The sequence below is a fragment of the Paraburkholderia sp. A1BS-2L genome, from assembly GCF_051125205.1.
Taxonomy (GTDB): Bacteria; Pseudomonadota; Gammaproteobacteria; order Burkholderiales; family Burkholderiaceae; genus Paraburkholderia.
The window spans coordinates 1-23,647 of record NZ_CP120428.1; the positions used below are offsets into that span (position 1 = coordinate 1).

The 23,647-nt window shown below is 58.5% G+C and carries 19 protein-coding genes; 5 read left to right on the forward strand and 14 right to left on the reverse strand.

The features are described from left to right. The 3 genes from dnaA to gyrB all read left to right on the forward strand — a co-directional run bounded on the left by dnaA (position 1) and on the right by gyrB (position 5,560). Positions 1-1,599: a chromosomal replication initiator protein DnaA gene (gene dnaA / locus P5W98_RS00005; protein WP_434718100.1), complete on the forward strand. Its 1,599-nt coding sequence runs from the start codon at positions 1-3 to the stop codon at positions 1,597-1,599. Between the two features lie 271 nt (positions 1,600-1,870). After that, positions 1,871-2,974: a DNA polymerase III subunit beta gene (dnaN, locus tag P5W98_RS00010; RefSeq protein ID WP_035523302.1), complete on the forward strand. Its 1,104-nt coding sequence runs from the start codon at positions 1,871-1,873 to the stop codon at positions 2,972-2,974. Between the two features lie 114 nt (positions 2,975-3,088). Beyond that, entirely contained in the window at positions 3,089-5,560 is a 2,472-nt protein-coding gene (gene gyrB, locus P5W98_RS00015) for a DNA topoisomerase (ATP-hydrolyzing) subunit B (RefSeq protein ID WP_434718101.1), read from the forward strand. Positions 5,561-5,638: 78 nt separating this feature from the next. Here gyrB and P5W98_RS00020 read toward each other — a convergent pair whose 3' ends face one another. The 4 genes from P5W98_RS00020 to adh form a co-directional block, all read right to left on the reverse strand. Further along, positions 5,639-7,873, reverse strand: a complete 2,235-nt coding sequence (locus tag P5W98_RS00020) for a tetratricopeptide repeat protein (RefSeq protein ID WP_434718102.1) — start codon at positions 7,871-7,873, stop codon at positions 5,639-5,641. A 491-nt stretch (positions 7,874-8,364) separates the two neighbouring features. Further along, the gene (locus tag P5W98_RS00025; protein ID WP_421022647.1) at positions 8,365-8,844 is read right to left on the reverse strand and encodes an AraC family transcriptional regulator; all 480 of its coding nucleotides are present in this window, start codon (positions 8,842-8,844) and stop codon (positions 8,365-8,367) included. Positions 8,845-8,977: 133 nt separating this feature from the next. Further along, entirely contained in the window at positions 8,978-9,358 is a 381-nt protein-coding gene (locus tag P5W98_RS00030) for a DUF779 domain-containing protein (RefSeq protein ID WP_421044692.1), read from the reverse strand. A gap of 98 nt (positions 9,359-9,456) precedes the next feature. After that, entirely contained in the window at positions 9,457-10,977 is a 1,521-nt protein-coding gene (adh, locus tag P5W98_RS00035; protein WP_421022649.1) for an aldehyde dehydrogenase, read from the reverse strand. Positions 10,978-11,330: 353 nt separating this feature from the next. On the opposite strand from adh, the gene P5W98_RS00040 reads away from it, so the two are divergent. After that, a complete protein-coding gene (locus tag P5W98_RS00040) occupies positions 11,331-11,525 on the forward strand; it encodes a hypothetical protein (RefSeq protein ID WP_421022650.1) in 195 nt (64 codons plus the stop codon). A gap of 23 nt (positions 11,526-11,548) precedes the next feature. Here the strand turns inward: P5W98_RS00040 and P5W98_RS00045 are convergent, their stop codons facing one another. After that, positions 11,549-11,866, reverse strand: a complete 318-nt coding sequence (locus P5W98_RS00045) for a hypothetical protein (RefSeq protein ID WP_421022651.1) — start codon at positions 11,864-11,866, stop codon at positions 11,549-11,551. A gap of 247 nt (positions 11,867-12,113) precedes the next feature. Here P5W98_RS00045 and P5W98_RS00050 point away from each other — a divergent pair, with 247 nt between their 5' ends. Then, entirely contained in the window at positions 12,114-12,392 is a 279-nt protein-coding gene (locus P5W98_RS00050) for a hypothetical protein (protein WP_421022652.1), read from the forward strand. A gap of 470 nt (positions 12,393-12,862) precedes the next feature. Here P5W98_RS00050 and P5W98_RS00055 read toward each other — a convergent pair whose 3' ends face one another. From P5W98_RS00055 to P5W98_RS00095, 9 genes are all read right to left on the reverse strand, one after another. Beyond that, entirely contained in the window at positions 12,863-14,797 is a 1,935-nt protein-coding gene (locus tag P5W98_RS00055) for a DNA primase family protein (protein ID WP_434718103.1), read from the reverse strand. A gap of 59 nt (positions 14,798-14,856) precedes the next feature. After that, positions 14,857-16,005, reverse strand: coding sequence for a tyrosine-type recombinase/integrase (locus tag P5W98_RS00060; RefSeq protein WP_434718104.1), 1,149 nt, complete (start codon positions 16,003-16,005; stop codon positions 14,857-14,859). Positions 16,006-16,582: 577 nt separating this feature from the next. After that, positions 16,583-16,771 carry a hypothetical protein gene (locus P5W98_RS00065; protein ID WP_176314878.1) on the reverse strand — a complete coding sequence of 63 codons (189 nt, stop codon included), beginning with the start codon at positions 16,769-16,771 and terminating at the stop codon, positions 16,583-16,585. Positions 16,772-16,833: 62 nt separating this feature from the next. Continuing rightward, complete coding sequence (locus P5W98_RS00070; protein ID WP_434718105.1) at positions 16,834-17,385, reverse strand: hypothetical protein; 552 nt, start codon at positions 17,383-17,385, stop codon at positions 16,834-16,836. A gap of 44 nt (positions 17,386-17,429) precedes the next feature. Next, on the reverse strand, positions 17,430-17,951 hold the full coding sequence (locus P5W98_RS00075) for a hypothetical protein (RefSeq protein WP_434718106.1): 522 nt from the start codon (positions 17,949-17,951) through the stop codon (positions 17,430-17,432). Positions 17,952-18,329: 378 nt separating this feature from the next. Further along, positions 18,330-18,638, reverse strand: coding sequence for a hypothetical protein (locus P5W98_RS00080; RefSeq protein WP_176314882.1), 309 nt, complete (start codon positions 18,636-18,638; stop codon positions 18,330-18,332). A gap of 248 nt (positions 18,639-18,886) precedes the next feature. Next, positions 18,887-19,867: a hypothetical protein gene (locus P5W98_RS00085; RefSeq protein ID WP_434718107.1), complete on the reverse strand. Its 981-nt coding sequence runs from the start codon at positions 19,865-19,867 to the stop codon at positions 18,887-18,889. 107 nt (positions 19,868-19,974) lie between these two features. Then, positions 19,975-22,383: a hypothetical protein gene (locus tag P5W98_RS00090; RefSeq protein WP_434718108.1), complete on the reverse strand. Its 2,409-nt coding sequence runs from the start codon at positions 22,381-22,383 to the stop codon at positions 19,975-19,977. Next, positions 22,380-23,510, reverse strand: a complete 1,131-nt coding sequence (locus tag P5W98_RS00095) for a hypothetical protein (protein ID WP_186030129.1) — start codon at positions 23,508-23,510, stop codon at positions 22,380-22,382. Before P5W98_RS00095 ends, P5W98_RS00090 begins: the two co-directional genes overlap by 4 nt. Positions 23,511-23,647 lie beyond the last annotated feature (137 nt).

The window sequence follows — 23,647 nt, forward strand, 5'->3', positions numbered from 1 at the left end:
ATGAACGAATTCTGGCAACACTGTTCCGCACTGCTGGAGCGCGAGCTGACGCCCCAGCAGTACGTGACGTGGATTAAACCGTTGGCCCCGGTTGCCTTCGATGCTGCGGCAAACACGCTGCAGATCGCCGCTCCCAACCGCTTCAAGCTCGACTGGGTCAAGAGCCAGTTTTCGGGCCGCATCACCGATCTGGCCCGCGATTTCTGGCAAGCGCCCGTCGACGTGCAGTTCGTCCTCGACCCGAAGGCAGGCATGCGTGCTCCGCAGGCGGCAAGCGCGCCGGCGCCGCGCGCGCCGCTGGCGGCCGCCCTGCAGGCCGAAGCCGCTCATGTTGCCGGCCATGTTTCCGGTCATGCCGCCGCTCAAGCCGTCATGTCCCAGGCAAGCCCGGGCGCGGCGACTTTGGCGAGCCTCGCGAGTATGTCGCGCGCTGCCGCACAAGCCGCTGAAGACGCTGCCGATCTCGATCTGCCCAGCCTCGACGCCAACGAAGCCGCGGCAGGCCGGCGTGGCTGGCGGCCCGGCCAAAGCGCCGCAGCCGCAGCCGCAGCGAGTGGCGAGCCCGACCCCACTTACGAGCGTTCCAAGCTCAACCCGGTGCTCACGTTCGACAACTTCGTGACCGGCAAGGCGAACCAGCTTGCGCGCGCGGCGGCCATCCAGGTGGCCGACAACCCGGGCATCTCGTACAACCCGCTGTTCCTCTACGGCGGCGTGGGCCTCGGCAAGACTCACCTGATCCACGCGATCGGCAATCAGCTCCTGATCGACAAGCCGGGCGCGCGCATCCGCTACATCCACGCGGAGCAGTACGTCTCCGACGTGGTGAAGGCGTACCAGCGCAAGGCGTTCGACGACTTCAAGCGCTACTACCATTCGCTCGACCTGCTGCTGATCGACGATATCCAGTTCTTCTCGGGCAAGTCGCGCACGCAGGAAGAGTTCTTCTACGCATTCGAGGCGCTGGTCGCCAACAAGGCGCAGGTGATCATCACGAGCGACACCTATCCGAAGGAAATCTCGGGTATCGACGACCGTTTGATCTCGCGCTTCGACTCGGGCCTGACCGTGGCGATCGAGCCGCCCGAGCTGGAAATGCGCGTAGCGATTCTGATGCGCAAGGCGCAGTCGGAAGGCGTGAGCCTGAACGAGGATGTGGCGTTCTTCGTCGCCAAGCATCTGCGCTCGAACGTGCGCGAGCTCGAAGGCGCGCTGCGCAAGATCCTCGCGTACTCCAAGTTCCACGGCCGCGAAATCTCCATCGAGCTGACCAAGGAAGCGCTCAAGGACCTGCTGACGGTGCAGAACCGCCAGATCTCGGTGGAAAACATCCAGAAGACGGTGGCCGACTTCTACAGCATCAAGGTCGCGGACATGTACTCGAAGAAGCGTCCCGCGAACATCGCGCGGCCGCGCCAGATCGCCATGTACCTGGCCAAGGAGCTCACGCAGAAAAGCCTGCCGGAAATCGGCGAGCTGTTTGGCGGGCGCGATCACACGACGGTGCTGCACGCCGTGCGCAAGATCGCCGACGAGCGCACCAAAGACGCCCAGCTCAACCACGAGCTGCACGTGCTCGAGCAGACCCTCAAGGGCTGATTGGGCTCGTCAGGCGCAGCAACACCGGCGCGGCCGAGCTCGGCCGCGCCACCTGTTTATTTTGCGGATCGCCCCCAATTTAGGGGAGCGGTCCGTTTTCAGGCACAATATGGGTTTATCCGCGCGGCGGCCAGGCCGTCGCGCGGCTTTCACGCCGCGGCCTGCGCTGCAGGGCGGCTCCAGGGCTTGTGGCGCCGGCTGAACACCAAGCGAGCGCCGAATGCCAGCCCTGGACGGGGTGCGCAGACCGTCACATCAACGAAGGAACTCTATGCAACTGGTCAAGACCGAACGCGATAACCTGCTGAGGCCGCTGCAAACGGTGAGCGGCATTGTCGAACGCCGCCATACGTTGCCGATCCTCGCCAATCTGCTGATCACCAAAACCGGTTCCGACGTCTCGTTCTTGTCGACCGACCTCGAGTTGCAGATCACCACGACCGCCGACTTCGGCGTCGGCAACGACCAGGTGGCCACCACCGTCGCCGCGCGCAAGCTGCTCGACATTCTGCGCGCGATGCCCGACGGCCAGGTCACGCTCACGCTCGCCGACAAGCGCCTCACGGTGCAGTCGGGCAAGAGCCGCTTCGCCCTGCAAACGCTCGCCGCGGACGAGTTCCCCACGGTGGCGCAGGCCAAGGACTTCGGCGCGAACCTCTCGGTGCCGCAGAAGACCTTCCGCCAGTTGCTCGGCATGGTTTACTTCGCGATGGCGCAGCAGGACATCCGTTACTACCTGAACGGCATGCTGCTCGTCGTCGATGGCGACCAGTTGATGGCTGTCGCCACCGATGGCCACCGCCTCGCTTTCTCGTCGATGAAGATCGAAGGCTCGTTCGCGCGCCAGGAAGTCATCATCCCGCGCAAGACCATTCTCGAACTCCAGCGCCTGCTTGAAGACATCGACGATTCGCTGAAGATCGACATCGGCTCCACGCAGGTGAAGTTCACGTTCGGCCAGGTTGAACTGGTTTCGAAGCTCGTGGAAGGCAAGTTCCCCGACTTCCAGCGCGTGATTCCGAAGGCGCACAAGAACACCTTCCAGATCGGCCGCGAAGAGCTGCAACGCTCGCTGCAACGCGCGGCGATTCTCACGTCCGACAAGTTCAAGGGCGTGCGCTGCATCATCGAGCCGGGCCAGCTCAAGATCATGTCGACTAACGCCGACCAGGAAGAGGCGCAGGAAGAGCTGGAAATCGCCTACCAGGGCGACACCATCGACATCGGGTTCAACGTCACGTATCTGCTCGACGTCCTCGCGAACCTGAAGGTCGACACGCTGGAAGTGAGCCTTGGCGACGCCAGCTCCAGCGCGCTCATCACGATTCCCGAGAACGAGGAATTCAAATACGTCGTGATGCCGATGCGCATCTAAAAAACGCGACAGAAGAAGAACACCAGGGGGCGCTGCGCCCCTTTGGCGTTTTTATGGCTTTTCGAAAAAGTCTCGAGCAGTAACACAGGCAGTACGCAGAACCGGAAAAAATCCATGACTGATACGAACAACTCGCAACCCGACAACAGCTACGGCGCCTCGTCGATCCAGATCCTCGAAGGACTGGAGGCGGTGCGCAAGCGGCCCGGGATGTACATCGGCGACACGTCGGACGGCACCGGTCTGCATCACCTCGTCTTCGAAGTGCTCGACAACTCCATCGACGAAGCACTCGCCGGCTACTGCAACGACATTCACGTGGTGATCCACGCGGACAACTCCATCTCGGTTACCGACAACGGCCGCGGCATCCCCACGGGCGTGAAGATGGACGACAAGCACGAGCCGAAGCGCAGCGCCGCCGAAATCGTGATGACCGAGCTGCACGCGGGCGGCAAGTTCGACCAGAACAGCTACAAGGTTTCGGGCGGCCTGCACGGCGTGGGCGTGTCGTGCGTGAACGCACTCTCGAGCTTTCTGCGCCTCACGGTGCGCCGCGACGGCAAGAAGCACTTCATGGAATTCCACCGTGGCGTGCCGCAGAACCGCGTGCTCGAAGAGCGCGACGGCGTGACGGTCTCGCCCATGCAGTTGCTGGGCGACACCGAAAATCGCGGCACCGAAGTGCACTTCATGGCCGACGAAACCATCTTCGGCAGCGTCGAATATCACTACGACATTCTCGCCAAGCGCATTCGCGAGCTTTCGTTCCTGAACAACGGCGTGCGCATCCGCCTGACCGACCAGCGCACCGGCAAGGAAGACGATTTCGCGTTCGCGGGCGGCGTGAAGGGCTTTGTCGAGTACATCAACAAGGCGAAGCAGGTCCTGCACCCGAACATCTTCTACATCCAAAGCGAGAAGGACGGCGTGGGCGTGGAAGTCGCGATGCAGTGGAACGACAGCTACAACGAAAGCGTGCTGTGCTTCACGAACAACATCCCGCAGCGCGACGGCGGCACGCACTTGACCGGCTTGCGCGCGGCCATGACGCGCGTGATCAACAAGTACATCGCCGATAACGAAATCGCCAAGAAGGCCAAGGTCGAGACCTCGGGCGACGACATGCGCGAAGGCCTCTCGTGCGTGCTTTCCGTGAAGGTGCCTGAGCCGAAGTTCAGTTCGCAGACGAAGGACAAGCTGGTGTCGTCCGAAGTGCGCGCGCCGGTCGAGGAAGTCGTGGCGAAGGCGCTGGAAGAGTTCCTGCTGGAAACGCCGAACGACGCCAAGACCATTTGCGGCAAGATCGTCGACGCCGCGCGTGCGCGCGACGCCGCGCGCAAGGCGCGTGAAATGACGCGCCGCAAGGGCGTGCTCGACGGCGTGGGCCTGCCGGGCAAGCTCGCGGACTGCCAGGAAAAGGATCCCGCGAAGTCGGAAGTCTATATCGTCGAGGGCGACTCGGCAGGCGGTTCGGCCAAGCAGGGCCGCGACCGCAAATTCCAGGCAATCCTGCCGCTGCGCGGCAAGGTGCTCAACGTGGAGAAGGCGCGCTACGACAAGCTGCTCTCCAGCGAGCAGATCGTTACGCTGATCACCGCGCTCGGCTGCGGGATCGGCAAGGACGACTACAACCTGGAAAAGCTGCGCTATCACCGCATCATCATCATGACCGACGCGGACGTGGACGGCGCGCACATCCGCACGCTGCTGCTCACGTTCTTCTATCGCCAGATGCCCGACATGATCGAGCGCGGCTACGTGTACATCGCGCAGCCGCCGCTCTACAAGCTCAAGGCGGGCAAGGACGAACGTTACCTCAAGGACGACGCCGATCTCAACGCGCACATGCTGCGTCTCGCGCTGCAAGGCTCCGAACTCGTGCCGAGCGAAGCCGCGACGCCGATCTCGGGCGACGCACTGGGAGAACTCGCGCGCTCGTACCAGCTCGCGCGTGGCGTGGTGGACCGCCTGAGCCGCCTATATGACGTGCGTGCGCTCGAAGCGATCATGGACGGCGTGGCGATCGACCTGTCGAGCGAGGCATCGACCGAGGCATCGGCGCGCGCGCTCGAAGCGCAACTGCGCGACGACCCGCTGAAGCCCGAAGTCACCGTGGTGCCGATGTACGACCCGGTGCGCGAGCAACGTTCGCTGCGCGTGGAGCGTCGTCATCATGGCAACGTGAAGGTCTCGGTCATCGACGAGGAATTCCAGCTCACCGCCGATTATCAGCAGCTCGTGAACACGGCCAATACGTTCAAGGGCTTGATCGGCAAGAACGCGTTCATCAAGCGCGGCGAGCGGAGCATGGCGGTGACCGACTTCAAGAGCGCAATGAAGTGGCTGATCGCAGATGCCGAGCGCAATGTCTCGAAGCAGCGTTACAAGGGGCTCGGCGAGATGAACCCCGGGCAGCTTTGGGAAACGACGATGGACCCGGCGGTGCGGCGTTTGCTGCGCGTGCAGATTGAAGATGCGATTGCTGCCGACGGCATCTTTACGACGCTGATGGGCGATGATGTGGAGCCGCGTCGCGCGTTTATTGAAAGCAATGCGTTGCGTGCGGGGAATATTGATGTTTGATCGGCTGCTTTGTTGATCGACGCATAAGCAGCGGAAAACAGACTCATAAGTTGAAAAGCCTATGGGTCTGTTTCTTTTTTAATCCCCGTTCGGCAGACGTTTGAAGCTGGCATCCACACACCACGCTTCCCACATCCTCCGATACGCCGCCTCCATATTCCGCGCGAAACGCGTTCCGTCCATGAGCCGCGAACGTTGCATGCGCTCGCGCAACCCCGCGCGCAGCGCAGCGAGCCGCGGCAGGTCGCATGCAAGTGCGATCACAATAGCGACGTAGTCGGCGTCGTTCTGCGCGGCAAGCTCCGGCAGACCCAGATTGGCGAGCAGGCAGAGCCCCGCACGGCTCACCGCCGAGCGTCCATAGCGCGTAGGCACCGGCACCCCCATCCAGAAAGCATCCAGACTCGTGGTATGGCCGTTGGCCGGAAATGTGTCGAGCGCGATATCGATCTGGTGATACGTGCGCAAATAGTCCTCGCGCAACTGAAAGCCGACGAAGCGCACGCGCGCGGCACCGATGCCATGTGCCGCGAGGCACGTCGCAAGCCGTTCGCGCGCACTGCCGGGCGGCGCCATCAGTATGAGGCGCGCCTGGGGCAGCGCAGCGAACACACCAGACCAGAGCGCCAGCGTCGCATCAGTGAGCTTGCAGGGGTTGTTCAGGCATCCAAACGTGATGTGCCCAGCCGAAGGCGTTGAAAGTGCCGGCAACGCACCCGGTTCCAGCCCCGGGGAAAGTGCGTCGTAACACCAGAACGCGTCGGGCAAGCGCAGTGATCGCTCGGTGTACTGGTCGTCGACGTGCGGCATGTCCACCGGGTCGAGCCACGGATCGGTGAGGCGCCATCCGATCGACGGGCTGCCGGTCGTCCCCGGGTAGGCAAGCCACGCGACCTGAACGGGCGCGGGCCGCCGCGCGAACAAGAGGCGCCGGGCGCCGCCCATATGCATCGTGAGGTCGACGAGTACGTCGATGCGATCGTCGCGAATCTGCTGTGCAAGGCGCGCGTCGTCGAAATCGCGCACGTCGCGCCACACGTCGGCGAGCTTCATGAGACGCGCGGTTACGTCGTCGCGCTGCGCGCTCAACGCATAGCAGACGATCTCGAACGCTGCGTGATCGTGATGACGCAATAGCGGCATCGTAAAAAGCGACTGGCAGTGGTTGCGAAAATCGGGCGAGACATAGCCGATGCGCAACCGTCGTTCGGGCTCCGGCGCACTCGCATAGTGTGCGGTCGCACTTGCGGCAAGCAGCGCCGCCTCGTGCCGCGCGGAGAACTCCTCGGCCTCCGCGCGAACCGCGTGAGCATCGTCGGCAGCGAACATCAGCGCGAATAGCAAGTTGCTATTCGCGCCGAGATTGGCCGGGTCGCATTCCATCGCCCGGCGATAGCACGCGATGGAGGCCTCGATGCATCCGCTCTTGCTCATGGCGTTGCCGAGATTGAGGTGTGCGTCGGCGAAATCGGGCTTCAGTTCGATGGCGCGGGAAAACGCCGCCCGCGCTTCGTCGATGTGGCCGCGGCTCATGAAGACGTTGCCGAGATTGTTCCATGCCGACACCCGCAGCGGATCAAGCTCGAGCGCGCGTTCGAGTGTCGACTTCGCCTCGTCGAGGTGGCCCGCGCCCCACAAGACGCAGCCCAGATTCGTGAGCACTTCAACCGAATCCGGCGCGAGCGCGCGGGCACGTTCGAGAACAGCGCGCGCTTCGGTGTTGCGATTCATCGCCAGCAGGGCTTTGGTAAGGTTGTTCCATGCATTCGCGTGGGCCGGCGCGATATCCACCGTGCGCCGCAGCACGGCCTCGGCGCGCGCCGGCTCACCCGAGTTCAATAGCATGGTCCCGTAATTGAAGCGGATGCCCGCATGATCGGGCGCCAGTGCGATCGCGCGTTCGAACAGCCGAGATGCTTGATCGGTCTCTCCCTGCTCGCCGTAAAGGTGGCCAAGATTATTTAACGCGATGGGGAAATCCGGCTGCAACTCGATCGCGCGGTTCAGTGCATGAATCGCAATGCCTCGCTCGGCTGCGGAATGACAAGTCAGGGCCAGGCTGACGAGAAAAACCGGACTCTCGCGCACCGCGAGCGCGCGGCCAATCAGTGCACGTGCTGCCGAACGGTCACGATCCAACTCGAGCAGGCCGGCAAGGTGCAGCGCATCGGCATCTTGAGGATTCGCGTCAACAAGCCGCTTGCACATCGCGCGCGCGGCTTCAGATTTGCCGCGGTGCCAGGCGGTCTCGGCAGTTGCGAACGTGTCGCCGGGGAGAAGCGCGCCGGGAGCCCCGGTGTCGGAGGTTGCCATGGTAGGAAGCGCCGCTGCGGACCGCCTGACGACGCAGGCCGGACACAACGAGACGTGAAGATGCGTAGCTCGCTATTTTCGCGGCGTAGCGGCGCTCTCGAATTGATTTCGGACAGTTTTTGAACAAGCGCTCAACGCCTGGGGAACGGCTCCTCCCCTGCGGAGCAACTATCCACAGACCTCTGCGGATAACCCAAGGAAAAGCCCTGGAAATCACTGTGCACGAATCGGGGATAACTCTACAGCGCTGAAAAACGGGGAAAAGTTGCCAGCAGCAGTCCAGCGTTGTCCTTGAAACGCCCGCAGGGTTATGAATTCCCCACAACCTTGTTTACTCAACGGTTTTTCCCGGTTATCCACAGGAAACCCAGGGGCTTGTTAACTATTACTACGTTTACGTATACATAAATTAAAAAAACCTTAGAACCCCCGCACCGGAAGTGGCTTCAGCCGCCGGAACAGCCTGGACCGGCGGCATCGAACCACGCCGATCAAATCAGCCGGATATACAACTCCGTGCGCAAATCATCGGGTGCCGCTTCATCCGGCGTATTCAAATAGACTTCGAACGATGGCGTCGAAAAATCGGCCTTGCGCCCGGACTTCGGCAGCCAGTCGTTGTAAAACCACATCCACGCGTCGCCGAGACCCTCATACGGCCCCTTGTGCAGCAGCATTGCGTGCTCGCCGCCACGCAGATGGATTTTCTCGACGGGCGCAATGATGTCGACATCCGTCGGCTGCTCCAGATGAATGGCCGCTTTCGAGCGCAGCTTCGATGCCTCGACCTGATTGGGATCGTCGTAGTAGATGCCGACCATGCGCGCGCCGGAGGTGCGCACCTTGCGCTCGCTGAGCCATTGCGCGAGCGTATAGAACGCGTCTCCAATCTTCATGTACGGGCCCACGTGGCTGACGGCAAGCAGATCGAGCTGATCCAGGGTGACGAGCTTGACTTCGCGGTGTTGCATGATGGAGTCTCCAGGTTCGGCGGCCGCACGGGCCGCGCAGGTTCATCCGCTCCAAGATAGCACCGCGTTTGGAGAGACGTTCTTTCCCGGATCAGGCACCTCAGATGCATGCGCCGCTAAAGCTCCCGGAGGCTCACAGGGCGACCCGTCTCACCGGGTGGGTATCGAGCCAAGCGCGCTCGTCGTCGTCGTAAAGCCGCGAACGCGTGAGAAAGCGCAGCCCCGTCGGCCGCTCGAGCGAGAACATGCCGCCGTTGCCGGGCACTGCGTCGATGACGAGCTGCGTATGCTGCCAGTACTCGAACTGCGCTTCGGTCATATAAAACGGCATCCCGCCGATCTCGCCGAGCTGCACGTCGGCGCTTCCGACCATGAACTCGCCGGCAGGAAAACACATCGGCGCGCTGCCGTCACAGCAGCCGCCCGATTGATGAAACAGCAGAGCGCCGTGCTCGCGTTCGAGCTGCCCGATCAATGCGAGCGCAGCCGGCGTGGCGGTAACGCGTGCAACCATATGGCGGTCCTCCGTCAATCGGCGCCAGAGCGGCCGGGAAGACGGCTCATCCCGGTCGGCCTGGCTACCCGGCGATCACGATCGCGATCGGATCGGAATCAGAAGAAGCCCAGCGGCTTATCGCTATAGCTGACGAGCAGGTTCTTCGTTTGCTGATAGTGGTCGAGCATCATCTTGTGGTTTTCGCGGCCGATGCCCGACTGCTTGTAACCGCCGAACGCCGCGTGCGCCGGATATGCGTGATAGCAGTTGGTCCACACGCGCCCCGCCTGAATCTCGCGGCCGAAGCGATACGCGCGCGTGCCATCACGCGTCCACACCCCGGCGCCGAGGCCATAAAGCGTGTCGTTGGCGATTTCCAGCGCTTCCTCTTCGGTCTTGAAGGTCGTCACGGAAACGACCGGGCCGAAGATCTCTTCCTGGAAGATGCGCATCTTGTTGTGGCCGCGGAAAACCGTGGGCTTCACGTAGTAGCCGTCGCCGAGCTCGCCCGCGAGTTTGTTGCGCTCGCCGCCGATCAGGCATTGAGCGCCTTCCTGCTTGCCGAGGTCCACGTACGAGAGGATCTTCTCCAGTTGCTCCTGGGAGGCCTGGGCGCCGATCATCGTCTTCGGGTCGAGCGGGTGGCCTTGCTGGATCGCGGCCACGCGCTTGAGCGCGCGCTCCATGAAGCGGTCATAGATCTTCTCGTCGATCAGCACGCGCGACGGGCAGGTGCACACCTCGCCCTGGTTGAGCGCGAACATCGCGAAGCCCTCGAGCGCCTTGTCGAAGTAGCTGTCGTCGTGGTCGAGCACGTCGGCGAAGAAGATGTTCGGGCTCTTGCCGCCCAGTTCCAGCGTCACGGGAATGAGGTTCTGGCTCGCGTACTGCATGATCAGGCGCCCCGTGGTGGTCTCGCCGGTGAAAGCGATCTTGGCGATGCGGCGGCTCGATGCGAGCGGCTTGCCCGCTTCGAGACCGAAGCCGTTCACCACGTTGAGCACGCCCGGCGGCAGCAGATCCTGAATCAGTTCGACGAGCACGAGTAGCGATGCGGGCGTCTGCTCGGCGGGTTTGAGCACCACGCAATTGCCGGCGGCGAGCGCGGGCGCGAGCTTCCAGGCGGCCATCAGGATCGGGAAGTTCCACGGGATGATCTGGCCCACCACGCCGAGCGGCTCGTGAAAGTGATAGGCGACGGTGTCGTGATCGATCTCCGAAATGCCGCCTTCCTGCGCGCGCACGCAGCTCGCGAAGTAGCGGAAATGGTCGATGGCGAGCGGAATGTCGGCGGCGAGCGTCTCGCGCAGCGGTTTGCCGTTATCGATGGTTTCGGCTATCGCGAGCTTTTGCAGGTTTTGTTCGAGGCGATCGGCGATGCGATTGAGCACGTTGGCGCGCTCAGTCGACGAGGTCTTGCCCCACGCAGTCTTGGCCTTGTGCGCGGCGTCGAGCGCGAGCTCGACATCGGCTTCGCGCGAGCGCGGAATCGAGGTGAACGGATGGCCGGTGATGGGCGAGATATCGTCGAAATATTCGCCGCCGAGCGGCGCCACCCATTCGCCGCCGATGAAGTTGCCGTACTGTTTCTTGTAGGGGAATTCGGTGCTCAGAAACTGCATGTCCGCGTGATTCATCTGTGTGCTCCTCGCTTGTCTCTATCGATATGGACGGGCGCGGGTCCTGATGATGCTGACCGCCGCGCAACCGGAGCGCATTAACGCCAGAACCATGCCAATGAGCACGCAATCACCGTGTGGCGGGCGTTTGAGGGATTGTCGGGGTGCAAAAAGGGCGTCGTGCGCTGCTCCGCGATGTGAGGACGCATGCGTCAGCTGTGCCGTGGCGGAGCAGCACGGTGCGACGCTGTTCAGAAAAGGAACAGTAGAGGAACAACAGGGGCGCAACGCGGGTGAGCTGCGCGGAAAAAAGCGGCGCGGGCGGCGCGCATGCTGTAGGCTTTGCACCCGTAACAGCAAGGAGAGTTTGCATGTCGAGTACATTCGTCTGCCGCAATCAGTCGTGCGGCACCCCGTGGGAGCAAAACGAGGTGGTGATCAAGAACGAGGGCCAAGGCCCTCTGTTCCGTTGCCCGCTGTGCGGCGCCCGCAATTACCTCGAGCAGTTCGAAGACGACGACGGCAACGCCGTCTACGAGCAGGTGGACGGCAAGCCGTTTCTCTAAGCCGGGCGCGCCCGCGCGATGCGTCAGAGGATTTCCGACGCGAGCGAGATGCCGAAGATCAGGCCGCCGATCAGACCGAGCGCGCGGCCGACGAGCAGCAGATTCAGGTCTTCGTCGAGCATGCCGGCGTCGCGCCGCTCGCGCAGCACTGTGCGGTGCAGCAGCGGGCGCGGGAACAATAGACAGGCCGAAATCATGGCCGGCACGGCTAGCCGGACGAGTGCGCCGTAGTGGCGATCAGAGGGGAAATCGGCCCAGACCAGCAGCACAACGAGAAGCGCGGTGATGATTGCGCCGACGATTGCGCCGGCGACGAGTTTGTCGGTGGGATGCCCGTGCATGACAACTGCCCAAGAGTGTTTTCGATGGCACCATCATCTGACGTATGTCAGAAAACCCCCATCGGAGCAGTCCTAAAACGCTTGCACAACGGTTGTCGCGGCGCATGCGCTAAGCATGGTCTGTGCCATGCACGTGTATTTTGCATTGGATTTACACCTATCCGTTCGAGTAGGCTGGCGCCGCCCCGTGGCCGTCCTACAGTACCGTCATACGATTAGAAACGCAGTCGTCCATACGGGGTGCACCATGACATTTGTCGAACAAGAAATCGCGCACATTGCACGCGTGATGCCGCTCTCGCTCGCGGGCGACTTCGAAGAGCCGGTCATGGGCATCGAATACTGGCGCAATCGGCTGCATGCCTTGCTCCAGCAAAATCATTTGACTCACGCTCAGCTTGCGACCGTGGATACGCTTTTGCGTCAGCTCGACGGTTTCGAGGTGCTGGGTCGCTGGCTGCCGCAATCGAAGGTGGCGGCACGCCTCGCTGTGCGCACAAGGCAAGCGCGGTTGGCGGTGGTTTGAAGCCGTTGTTAGCCGTGTGCTCCGTGCCGAGGCAGGCGCGGAAAAGCAAAAAGCCCGGTCAGAGACCGGGCTTTTTACATGAATTCGCTGGTGGGGCGTGAGTGACTCGAACACTCGACCTACGGATTAAGAGAACCAAGGTTAAATTTTTGTTGACGGGTAAGGCAAGGAGGTATAGGCGTTTTCAGGTTGCCGCTCTTAAGTAACTGGATGACCTGATGGAAACGGCGACACGGTTTCCCCGGGGGATATTCAGCCGTTTCCCGAGTTGGTATGAGGTACTCATTGCAGGCTCGAAGGCCGAAATTGGGTGCCTCCGACCGGCGAAAGACCGGACGGGGCGAGTATCTCGAACGCCTTTGATGAAGGAAATACAGGCGAAGTCCTTCGAGACCGATGCGACCTCTTGTACTTGTTGGAGGTACTCTTCCCCGGCCTGCGCCCGGACGCCCCGATTAGCACGTTTGACGTTACGCGACGACTTCACTTTCCTCATTCTCTCCGATGACGTCGGCCAACGACATCTTCTTGGGTGTTTGCGGCGGCTCTGAGCCACGAATGCCGGCGCAATAGTACGCCTTTCCGCTGCTATCCCGAGAATCGATGCCCTTGGCCTTCATCGCCTTACCGAACGTCGCGTTATCCGCAGGTTGATAGCCGTTTTCGATGCAGTAATCGCGATAGTCGTCATAGACCACCTTTTTCAGAGTTCTGCTGTTCGGGCGGACGATAATCCGATCCCGCACATACATCGCGATCGGATCAGACGTGTACTGGTACTGCTGGCAAAGCGTGTCGCTGGAAGGCACCATTGTGAATGCCTTCTGGTGCTGTAGACGAAGCAATCCTTGAGCCGCCCATGCCAGCACACCAGCTCGCTCGTTCTGTAACTCAGCCGAGAGGTTGTGATTTTGTTCCTCCTTCGTGAACGTCCGATTCAGCGTTAGCACGATCAGACGGCGAAAAAAGCCGTGCGAAATATCCCTCAGTGCCGGCAGCTCGTTCATTGCGGCGATGATACGGACCGCTGGGCGGAACTGGATGGGGCTTCGTCCCTTACGGTTTGCCGTGATGCTGTCGCCTGCTACTACCGATTTGATGAACCCGTCGTTCAGCCGCGCCCCGGCGGGATGCTCGCCCGCGAAGTTCGCGAGCTTGCCGTACAGCTCGTATCGGTAGAACTCGCCACTCATTTCGCTCAACATCATCGACGAGCTGTTCTCTTCCCCGAGCATGTCCTGCATGACCGCTAGTAGAGCGCTTTTACCGTTGGCTCCAGGGCCAAGCAGCCATAGCATTTTCTGGTGGGCCGTTGACGGAACGAGGAGATAGCCGAACCATTCCTGAAGGAAATCAATTTTCTGCTGCCGATCAGGATCGATACTAAACACCTCTTCCAGGAACTGGAGCCAGCGCGGACATTGACTCGATGCGTCGAAGCTCGTCTTTAGCTGATTGCGGTGGTAGTGCTCGGGACGATGGGGGCCGAGCTTGCCGGTATTCAGATCGAGCACACCATTCTGAACGTTGATCGTCATGGGGGTGGCATCAGGAAACACGGGCATCGTACAGCGCAGCTTGATCGCTCTCAGTAAGCTATCGACCTGTGCTGCTGTCTGGTAGACCGCTTCGACGGAAGGTAGCTCAGATAGACGTCGAGCGAAGACGTCGTCACGGACTAGCTTCCAGTGACCTTCCGTATATTCGAAGACCTCCCCAGCAACGACCATGATGTGACCGTTAAAATCGTTCTCGATGATGGTATCGGCCAACGCGAGTTGATTGCTGTCCTTCTCTTGGTCAGCCCCGGAGTTGCCAAACCCTTTACGTTTCTTGCCGATGACAGGAGGCAAGGAGTCGGGGTTGACGAATGCGCCGTCACGAGCGCTTTGCACAAAGTGTCCCTCGTCTGCTGTCGATTTGGGATGCGCAGGCAGATAGTAGATCTGCCCGATCTTGTACGAGCATTCGTCACACTGTACGTCGAGGTGCTGCGCCACGCGACGAGCATAGTCTTCGTACAGCTTTGGCTCGATCGGAGCTGCAAGCGGTAGTGCGATTCGAAGACGTGGCTTGTCGGCTTGATGCTGGTGGGTAGTGTAGCAAACAGACTTGTACTGCTTGAGTCGATCTAGAAGCGCGGGAACCTTCGCTAGCGCGATTCGATCGATATCGAGCGTGATGCCGCCGACCTCTTTGATGTTCTCGTTTTCGCGCGATTGACCATCCGCGTAGTGATTGAAGTTAAACGCCGGACCATTTTTTGCTGTTCGGATCGCGTGCCCATCGTCGAACATTGCGAAGAACCCGTCGAGCGTGCATGCGCCGGTGTCGAAACCCGCATTTTTGTAGTGATTCTTAAAGGTCGATAGAGTAACTTGTAGGTCGGTTTCTGGTGACTGCATGATGGTTTCCAATAGGAAGTAGAAAAAAAGCCCCATGCGGGGCAGGGGTAAGCAACCGCTCAGACGATCAACTGGCCGATCGTTTCGACGCTTGTGCGAAGATGGTCAGACGCGAGGTGCGCGTAACGTTCAGTCGTAGACGCAGAGGCATGGCCAAGCAGCCGTTGGACAGTAAAAAGCGGAGTTCCAGACATCACAAGCAACGACGCAAACGAGTGCCGGGTATCGTGGATTCGGAACGGCTTGTCGATACCCGCAGCTGCCAGTAAGCGCTTGAGCGTCTTTTTGGGATCGCATAGCGGCTTGTTTGGATCGCGGCCGGGAAACACGAATCGCGAACCTGCTGCCCGTGCGCGCTGTTCCTGGAGACACTGCAACGCCGCATCACTGAGCAGCACGTGCCGGGGTTTCTTGGCCTTGGTCTTCGGAAGTAGCCATGTCTTTGCATCGAAATTGACGTCGGACCACAGAGCCGACAGTGCCTCCTGCCGCCTGACGCCCGTCAGTAGCATGATCTTGAGGGCCGCACAGGCGATCTGATTCCTGTCGCCATGCATCGCGGCGAACAAACGGGATGCTTCCGCAGCGGAAAGGAACGTCTCTCGGCAGTTTTCCTCTTTAAACAGCTTGATACCGTGTGCTGCGTTGTTTTCGAGGTACTCCCATTCGATGGCAAGTCCGAGCATTCGCTTGATGAGCGCGAGATGACGATTCGCGGTTGCAGCGGTGTGCGAGTCCCTGATCTTGCCGTGATACATGGCGATATCTTGGCGTTTGACCGAAGAGAGCTTGTAGGAGCCGAACACAGGCAGGATGTGCAGTTCCAGCTTGGATATATCGTCCTTCACCGACGACTTATAAGTCGTCACATGCGGGAGGTACTCGTTCAGGGCGAACTCCGAGAAGGTCATTTCCTCTCGCTTGGCGCGTCGCTCCGCTGCTGGATTGAAGCCCCGATCGACTTCAGCTCGATGCTTGTAGGCCGTGCTGCGTGCTTCTTCCAGATCGATCGCCGGGAACTCGCCGATGCGAATAGCCGATTTGATTTTGTTGAACGTGTAACGGAAGTACCAGACCTTTCGACCCGCCCGAGACACCTCAAGCTTCAGTCCGACCACCGTAGCGTCAGAGTATTCGGTGGCCTTTCCGCTGCCCGTATGAGTTAGCGCTGAAATTGCCCGGCGTGTGAAAGGAAATCGTGTATTCATAGTAGTCCTATTTAATTGAAAGGGTGTATATCGAGAACTTCAGTATCAAAGCTATGCGGTACATGGACGCGACAAAATTCAGGCGCGACCGAGCCTGCGCGTGACTACTGGATATCCAGCAGACGCGGGCAGACGGGTGATATAGCGATTAAAAAATTCGATGACAAAACTCGTATGCATGTGAGGCAGAGTCCGGCCGTCATTCTCGGCCTTCTCGTCACCCCGCAACGCATCGACAGGACGGATTCTAATGACCATAGAAATACCGTCAAGACTATGAATTTCTGCTTAAAGTATTTTGGATTGCTAATTCATTAAAAGGCGCGTGAAGGTTTTGGGAAGGAGATCCAGTCGATCTCCCCGGTCGGACTGTCGGCCGACTCTCAAGTCCGGTGGTCTGGAGCGGGGAAAACTGTTACGTTTTGTTACACTTTCCGCGCGAATGGAGGAGCATCGTGATTTGTCGTGGGGCTTTCTGAGCAGGCCGGTGGCTGGAGGCCGGTCCATTTCCGGTTCTGAACGTAGCTTTTGCGCCCCCACTCCCCCCACTGAGCCAGAGTGGAGGGAGTGGACGTGCTCAACTCGGCGACGGCAGGCCGAACCACTGGCACGTCAACAATAGGGCTCGCCGTTCAGCGTCGATACGCGGAACGCGGTCGCCTTCCTCAATGATGGCTGCTCGCTCTTCGAAGAATTCGCGCTGGTTTGCGTCCAGGGAGGCGATGACGGCACGTTCGGCTATGGTGAGTCCATTGGAGATGGACATGGGGCGTCCTCCTTTCAATCAAGGGATCCGGTTGTGGGGTAAAAGTGGAGGGAGTGGGGGTGTTAAAGGCGCATGAAATCGCGGACGGCGCAGAACGAGCGGGCGAGCTTGCCGTCGTACTCGTCCAGGTCGTTACGATTTCCAGCCAGATACGTGCGATAGCGGGTAAGGCTCGTGCGGTCAGGCGACTCGAACCCGAAAAGCGTCGGATCGCGAAACCGGATCACGCCCCAAGCGTCTGCATGCGTCGGCAAGGTTCGTTCCTCAGACGCAAGCAGGAGCAGCAACAGAATCGCTTTCGATTCAGAAAGGTCTCGCCATCCATCGGGAATGTCGGCGTCGACGCTGGCGATGAAACTGCCGCGCGCCGTCGAGTAACCCATCATGAACACGGGAGCGCCGACGTGCAGCATGCACCACCCGAGCCGGATCATAGAAATGCACGAAATGACGTTCTCGGGTTGAATCTCGTACTCGGTGCAGAAGTTGACGAGAACTTCATCGACGGAGATGTTGATGCGTTGGTCTTCTTGCTCCGGGACGTTGAGTGCTCCACGGAAGGCGGGAGAATAGACGTCTGAAGCGGATACCACTGGAACGAGCAGGCGCTTCACGTCGAGTTGCAGAGCGTCGCTGGACCTGGCCTGACTTTGTATTGTCATTGCGCGGTACCCCCGGCATCGCTCTTTTTGTTCTTGCTTCCCTTCGCTTGTGTTTTATGGGAGTTTTCTGCTGTAGGAGAAGCCGTAGAAGCAGGTTCGGCCATTGGGGTGCCCTCAAGCTTCAACGCGTCAGCTTTCCAGGTGGTCCAGTCACCGGAAACAACATGCTGAAAGTCGCTTCCGGGTGCAGCGTCGAGAAGGTGTTCTGCCCGCAATATGGCGGCAAGAAATCCGGCGTTGTTGCTGGATTTGCCGATGAATGCAGAAGCAAACATCTTCGAGGGGAGAGGGCGGTCATCACGATACGATGCAACGCATTCGAACGTCGTGTCGAAGTCGATAGCTTCTCGCGAGAAGTAACCACCGCCATCGTTCCCGGTGATGCGCATGAAAACCTTGGTGTGCTCGTTGTTCGAGAGAATGTCATAGCGGATCACGCCCGTAGCGCGTTGTCCGACCTTGCGGGCTTCGCCGGAACGGAGAAGCAGATAGGTGTTGTTCGAGGGTGTGTTGGTCATCTGGAGAAGTACAGGAAAAAGGCGTGCAAACGCCCTGATGACCGCGATGGGGCATCAGGGGACGGCGTATGCTGGGAAGAGGCCTATACGGCCGGAAAAGGCGGGAAAGCGAGGGTTAGCGCTGGTAGCTGAAATACAGGCCGAACGTAACTTCCTTGGGGAGTGCTGTTTGCTTGATGTTCTCGATCACCGAGGCAGTGTCGAGTGCCGCAAGATTTACGCTGGTCGGATTGGAGCGAGGCGCTGGGGAGTGTTTCGGGGTGGACGATCGGGACATGGATACCTCATTGATGTGATGGCCCTCGCATGGCTGAGAGGGGAAAAGGCCTCGTGAAAACCTCACAAAAAGAATGTATCCGCGAAACCTAATTTATTACGTTATGCTTGAATTTTCTTGAAAAGCTGGGTTGATGTTCGTCTTTTGCTTTCGGGCGCAGCTTCATATACTTTTACGGCCATGGAAGCTAAGGTCGTCGCGGACGCGGCGATTGATTTACCCATAAGCCTTGCATCTGTCGATGTAAGGGGATCTGGGGTGATGAACTCGAAATAGTCGGTATGGATCTTGAAACCATGGTGGATGAACGGAACGTACCGAAATGCTCGCTTGATTTCTGACTCGTGTTCCCTGAGATCGATCATCTTTCTGGCGTAGGCGTCGACGAGGTGATACTGATGTAAATTCATATGGAATCCTATGTGTATAAATCATAAAAATGGCAAATCCATGTGTGACATGGCTTTCTGTTAGCTATTTTTATGTTTTATAACGTAGCGATCGATGGCTGATTTGGGGGGCGTGCGTCGAACGCCGCAGCAGAATAGGGGAGGGAGGGGAGGGGGAAAACTGCGACGTGCAGTTGGTGTGCTCGTCGCTCTCACTGACCAGCGAGAATCGGTCCGGAAGGGGGAAATTCTCGCGTCATTGTTGCTTGCTAGATCTGCCGAGCACGGTACACTTGCAGAGATTGGGCATCACGTGGACCGGGCATTCCTAAGCCAAGGTTTGCAAAACCCGCTTTGACATGGCGCAGATGAAACGGTCGGCCGAAGTTACCCCAAAATGCCGGATGAAAAATAGGCAAGTAGGAAAGAGTCCGGCCGCCAAGATCGATACTTAGAATCTTGCCAGGTGCGGTCTGTATGAAATCCGACAGTCCCATCACGTTGCTCAGTTCGTGCACACGCGTTTGCAGTACGTCCCAGACGTTTGCTCCCCAAGAAATAAGCTGAATGTGTCTAAAGCGGCTGGCCATCGCGGCGATCATTGCGTCTAAACCAATCAAACATTGTGCGTAGCTGTAGCCGTACTTCTTGAGATTGCCGCATTTCGGGTCACCCGGCGGGCGGTAGTCTGGATAGAGATTGAAGAAGAAACCCACTGTTTCGCCATCAAATACCGCCTGTGGGGCGGCGGGCCAATATCTTTCGACATAGCGCAGTGCATCGTGCGATCCCAGCGGAGAGCCAGACGGGCGTGGGTCATGAACGACGATCGGATACCAATCATGACCCAAGAGGATCGTGGCGCAATCCTGCTGTTCGGAGTAGGTTTCAGCTAGCAGATGATCAGTCCACGGGCAGAGTCCGATGCTGTATCCCACACCGTGCATTTGAGAGGCCGCACGTAGAGCTTGACCTTTGCTGGCGATATCGAGCGTCTGGTTGTCGATTTCTCTGACCGCTTGATCGAGTGCGTACAGTTGCTCGTACGAAGACGCGTGGAAGTTCGAGGTCACATAGGACCATGGTCGCTGGCGGTGCAGCCCCCAATAGTCTGCCAGAGCAGGTGTAATGACAGGGAAAATCGCTTGGTATGCGTGTTGTATCTTGGCGACCTCGTCGGCGATATATTTTGCACTACTATTTGTCATTAACGTCTCGCGATTGCGGGTTACTGGGACGCGGACGATCATACGCGATCGAGTAAGGGCGAGACGACGCAATCAATCCCGCCCTTGTGATGTACACGACGTAGTCGTGTCGTGTTGCCTCTTCGTTCACTAGAAAGCTTCGTAGTGGGCTACTCGTCGGTTGGGAGGAATCCGTACGTGTAGATACTAGGGCGAATCACTTCGGTCAGCCTTTCGTAGGCTGACTGCAGCGGCGCGAAATCGATCGGCGAATAATCTCCACTCGCATTGCGATCTTTCAGCGTATTTCTTACTTGATACCAACCAACGTCCGGGCGATCGAGGCACCACTTCTTGCGAACGCTATGGGCGTCAGTTTGCTGAAAATATGCTTTCCAAAGCTTCTTTCCCTCTTCCAGCACTGCTTCTGCCTCGTCGGAAAGCGTTTTAGAGGCGAGGTGCTGAGACATGAAGTCTGACTCAAAAGGCCCAGGTGCATCGACGTCACCCTCTGTAAAGGGGACGAAGTGATTGACGAGTGTCCAGCTTTTCCCGTTCCAAGCTAGATCTTTGGCACTAGCTGACAGGTTGCTATTGTTGAATAGCATCCAGACCAAGCAATCTCCGACAAAATCTGCTGCAAGTGGCTCTTGCGGAGCCAGCAATTGGTCCCTGTCATTCACCCACGTATGTTTGATGATCCTGCGTGCGGTGAATGCGACTGCGACTTGATCAACATTCTGTCTTGTGATCAACATGCCGCCTGCGCTGCAATAGCCGGAAGAGAAAACGGCAGTATTGCTGCCAGCATTCTGTAAGTCCGACCCCTTGCACATGAATCCGCCAATGGCATCATCGGCCCACTTGGTTCCGCGCACATCTTTCGTGCTGGTCGTGGGCGTCAGAGCGTTCTTCAGAGGGATGGCATCTTCGTCGTTGGGTTTCACCCGTGTAATCCAGTCTCCCAAGAGCTTGCCAGTGTGCACGTAGAAAGTTTTTGTTCCGATAGGAACAGCCTTCCGGTCAACGACTTCAGTAACTATCTCAGTGAAGGGGCTCACAGGTTTGGTTGCGGGTTCATGCTTCCATACAAGGAAACCGATTGGGAAATCGCCTTTGAGCCCTTCGAACGCTTTGCTATGGATGATGAAGCCGCCAAGATAGTTTGCGTTCCAGCGCGCACGGAACGGCTCAAAATTAGGGGCGTTGATGTGCTTGAGCTTGGAAAAGCATGCAATTGTGGCGGTGGGGATTTCTCTGGCGATTCTGACGAGGAACTGAATGAAAAGCTCTCGGGCCGCGTAGCCATACCCGCTCATGCTTTTCCCCATCATGGTAGAGGCGACGTTTGCCTTCGCGTCGGCTTCGCCATCTCCTCTATTAGCATCTGCGTTGGCGGCTTCAGCGTAGGGAGGATTGATTAATACGAGCAATTTCTTGCCTTTTGCAATGGCGTCGCGCAGGGCTTGCGGCATCTTTCCTGTCAGACTGTAATCTATCGCCCCATCGGGCGCGATGTCGTCGTTGAGGTAGTCGTATTGGAACTTGGTAGCAGCAGCACAGGTCTTTGTTGATGCCATCATCGCCAAATCTGCAGCATCCAGCGTGCTCATGAAGACATTGCGATGATTTGTGTGTTTGACTTCGAGGTTGCCTACGCCGCAACACATATCCCAGAGCACGTAATCCTTCTGCCAAGTTGGGCCAAGAAGCTCGGATAAGGTTTCATATGCTTTATCGACCGTGGATAATGCGGTGTAATAGGCCCCCTTGAACATCCGTTCATCCAAGGGGATGAGGCTGTCCCGGCGTTCGAGGAGATAGTCGCGATACTCTGATTTTGGCGGACGATGGTAGATGGCCCAAAACCGGCGGTACCCTTCTTTGTTCCCGAGCTTGTAGAGCTTGCCGTTTAGAATGAAGGCAGGCTGTCCGTCTACTTGAGCGAGGCTAGCCGGTAGATTCTTGTAGCTGGAAACGACACCGTCGTGCATAACGTCGGCATAGAACAACAACGTGTAGTCTTCGGGCATAACGCCCTCGACTTCACGCCCAATGAGATCGACCCATTTGTCAAAAACTTGGCGCAGATTGGACGGCGTTATCTGAGTCCGAATGATTTCACCGGATTTGATAGCGGTCTTGAGCGTCTGAATGAATTCCGTCTCGTTCGTAGCTAAGCGAAATGAGACGAAGTGGGTTCCAATATGAGCACTGATTTCTTCGAGTGCTTCCTGCGTGTATTTCGATGCACTTTTCCCCCATTTCACGGTCTTCTTGGCCAGAAAGGGAATGACGTCAGAAGACTTCATGATTGCGGCTTTCTCTGTATCGATGACCGCAAGGAATGGCGGGATATGTTCGCCGTTGTTCAAGGCTACTTGCACGTAGTGCAAGAGCTGCGTGAACTGTGCATATGTGCTGTGTTTCCCCGTATCTTTGGCCTCAAACCAGACCTCTTTTGTCTGTATGTCGATGAGGCCTTTGGTGAACGATTTGAGCCCGAGTGCCCTGATGTAGGTATCTTTAACGTCCTCTTCAGACTTTACATGCTTTAGTGATTCGTAAAGGCTCGTCACGCGCGCTGGTCCTCGTTGCTTTGTACAACTGCTGTCACTCGGAGCTTGCCCGCCCGTATCACACCGGAGATCTGGATATGGTTCTCTTCGAAATAGTGTGTACGCATGTCGTCAAGCAGTTCTTCAGGGAAGCTGCCACGGCGCTCCCCATTCTCTCCCTCTACGTCACGGAGAATAAAACTTAATTTGTCGTCGTCAATCTCGCCAATTCGGCCAGACAGCAGAACGATTTCTTCTTCTTTGAGCTGACGCAATCGATTTGCGACTTTCGTTCGCGACTTTCGAGTAAGCGTATAGCGACGACCTTTTAGCCAATAGCCACCCACTTCTACTGAAGTAATAGCGCCGTGGCCTGGCGGTGTCAGAGCCAGCGTGGCGCGCAGGATCGCTTCAGTCTTTGTATCGTCTCCAGCCTCTAAGGCATCACTGCTCTGAGTGTCTTCTGCCCATTCCAGTCCGGTCTGAAGATCGTTCACTGCTTGCAAAACCGCGTCATTCGGGAAAAGGTCTTGCATAGGTGCGGCAAGACCGACCTCAAAGCTAGCGAATTTCAGTTGTCGCACTGGCAAGTCGTACAGCGCGCGTTGCGCATCAGTAGGACGACCTTCCCCATTCGCGGCCAAGGCATGATCGAGAATGGCTTTTAACGATGACTTAGCGGCATTCGCTACGAATGCGATCACGCTGCATGGGACGCTGCCTAGAGTGATGCCATTGCCTACAGCTCGTGCACTGAAGGCGATACGATGTTCTGGCAGCAGAGGCGTGCCGGGCTTCGGGAGGTGCAGGGCAGGGATGGCGGCTTCCGTAACGCTCCAAGCTTCGGAAACGCTTTGCGCGAAGTCAACTCTGACCATCCACATCCACGTGTCAGTGAGCGCTTCACGGATGCCGATGCTACCGCTTTCCAATCTGCGTATTGAGCTTGGTGTGGCAGGGGCAACGACAACGAATTGAAGGCCATTTGTCTCATCGGCGAGGTAGGCCAACATCTCCTGACCTTGCTTTGTCTTAGTCAGATAGATGATGGGCTGTTCGGCTTCGTACAGTACCCGCTCGATGGGCAAAGGAAAGTCAAAGAATCCGTCAGGAATTCGGTTGTCGGGTTTTAGGTCAATATTCATCATCCGACTACCTTCAAGTCAGCGGGGTTACGCATCCCCGCATAGGGCCACCAGTCAATGTGGCCAGAACTGCTTGGCTTGCCAACCCTACCATGCGCAGTCGTCAGAGAAACAGAAGCGACGAAGTTGCCGAGATGGGG

Bases quoted from the DNA above. Each gene is read 5' to 3' on its own strand.
- dnaA (WP_434718100.1), top strand. From the start codon at position 1: ATGAACGAATTCTGGCAACACTGTTCCGCACTGCTGGAGCGCGAGCTG.
- dnaN (WP_035523302.1), top strand. From the start codon at position 1,871: ATGCAACTGGTCAAGACCGAACGCGATAACCTGCTGAGGCCGCTGCAA.
- gyrB (WP_434718101.1), top strand. From the start codon at position 3,089: ATGACTGATACGAACAACTCGCAACCCGACAACAGCTACGGCGCCTCG.
- P5W98_RS00020 (WP_434718102.1), bottom strand. From the start codon at position 7,873: ATGGCAACCTCCGACACCGGGGCTCCCGGCGCGCTTCTCCCCGGCGAC.
- P5W98_RS00025 (WP_421022647.1), bottom strand. From the start codon at position 8,844: ATGCAACACCGCGAAGTCAAGCTCGTCACCCTGGATCAGCTCGATCTG.
- P5W98_RS00030 (WP_421044692.1), bottom strand. From the start codon at position 9,358: ATGGTTGCACGCGTTACCGCCACGCCGGCTGCGCTCGCATTGATCGGG.
- adh (WP_421022649.1), bottom strand. From the start codon at position 10,977: ATGAATCACGCGGACATGCAGTTTCTGAGCACCGAATTCCCCTACAAG.
- P5W98_RS00040 (WP_421022650.1), top strand. From the start codon at position 11,331: ATGTCGAGTACATTCGTCTGCCGCAATCAGTCGTGCGGCACCCCGTGG.
- P5W98_RS00045 (WP_421022651.1), bottom strand. From the start codon at position 11,866: ATGCACGGGCATCCCACCGACAAACTCGTCGCCGGCGCAATCGTCGGC.
- P5W98_RS00050 (WP_421022652.1), top strand. From the start codon at position 12,114: ATGACATTTGTCGAACAAGAAATCGCGCACATTGCACGCGTGATGCCG.
- P5W98_RS00055 (WP_434718103.1), bottom strand. From the start codon at position 14,797: ATGCAGTCACCAGAAACCGACCTACAAGTTACTCTATCGACCTTTAAG.
- P5W98_RS00060 (WP_434718104.1), bottom strand. From the start codon at position 16,005: ATGAATACACGATTTCCTTTCACACGCCGGGCAATTTCAGCGCTAACT.
- P5W98_RS00065 (WP_176314878.1), bottom strand. From the start codon at position 16,771: ATGTCCATCTCCAATGGACTCACCATAGCCGAACGTGCCGTCATCGCC.
- P5W98_RS00075 (WP_434718106.1), bottom strand. From the start codon at position 17,951: ATGACCAACACACCCTCGAACAACACCTATCTGCTTCTCCGTTCCGGC.
- P5W98_RS00080 (WP_176314882.1), bottom strand. From the start codon at position 18,638: ATGAATTTACATCAGTATCACCTCGTCGACGCCTACGCCAGAAAGATG.
- P5W98_RS00085 (WP_434718107.1), bottom strand. From the start codon at position 19,867: ATGATCGTCCGCGTCCCAGTAACCCGCAATCGCGAGACGTTAATGACA.
- P5W98_RS00095 (WP_186030129.1), bottom strand. From the start codon at position 23,510: ATGATGAATATTGACCTAAAACCCGACAACCGAATTCCTGACGGATTC.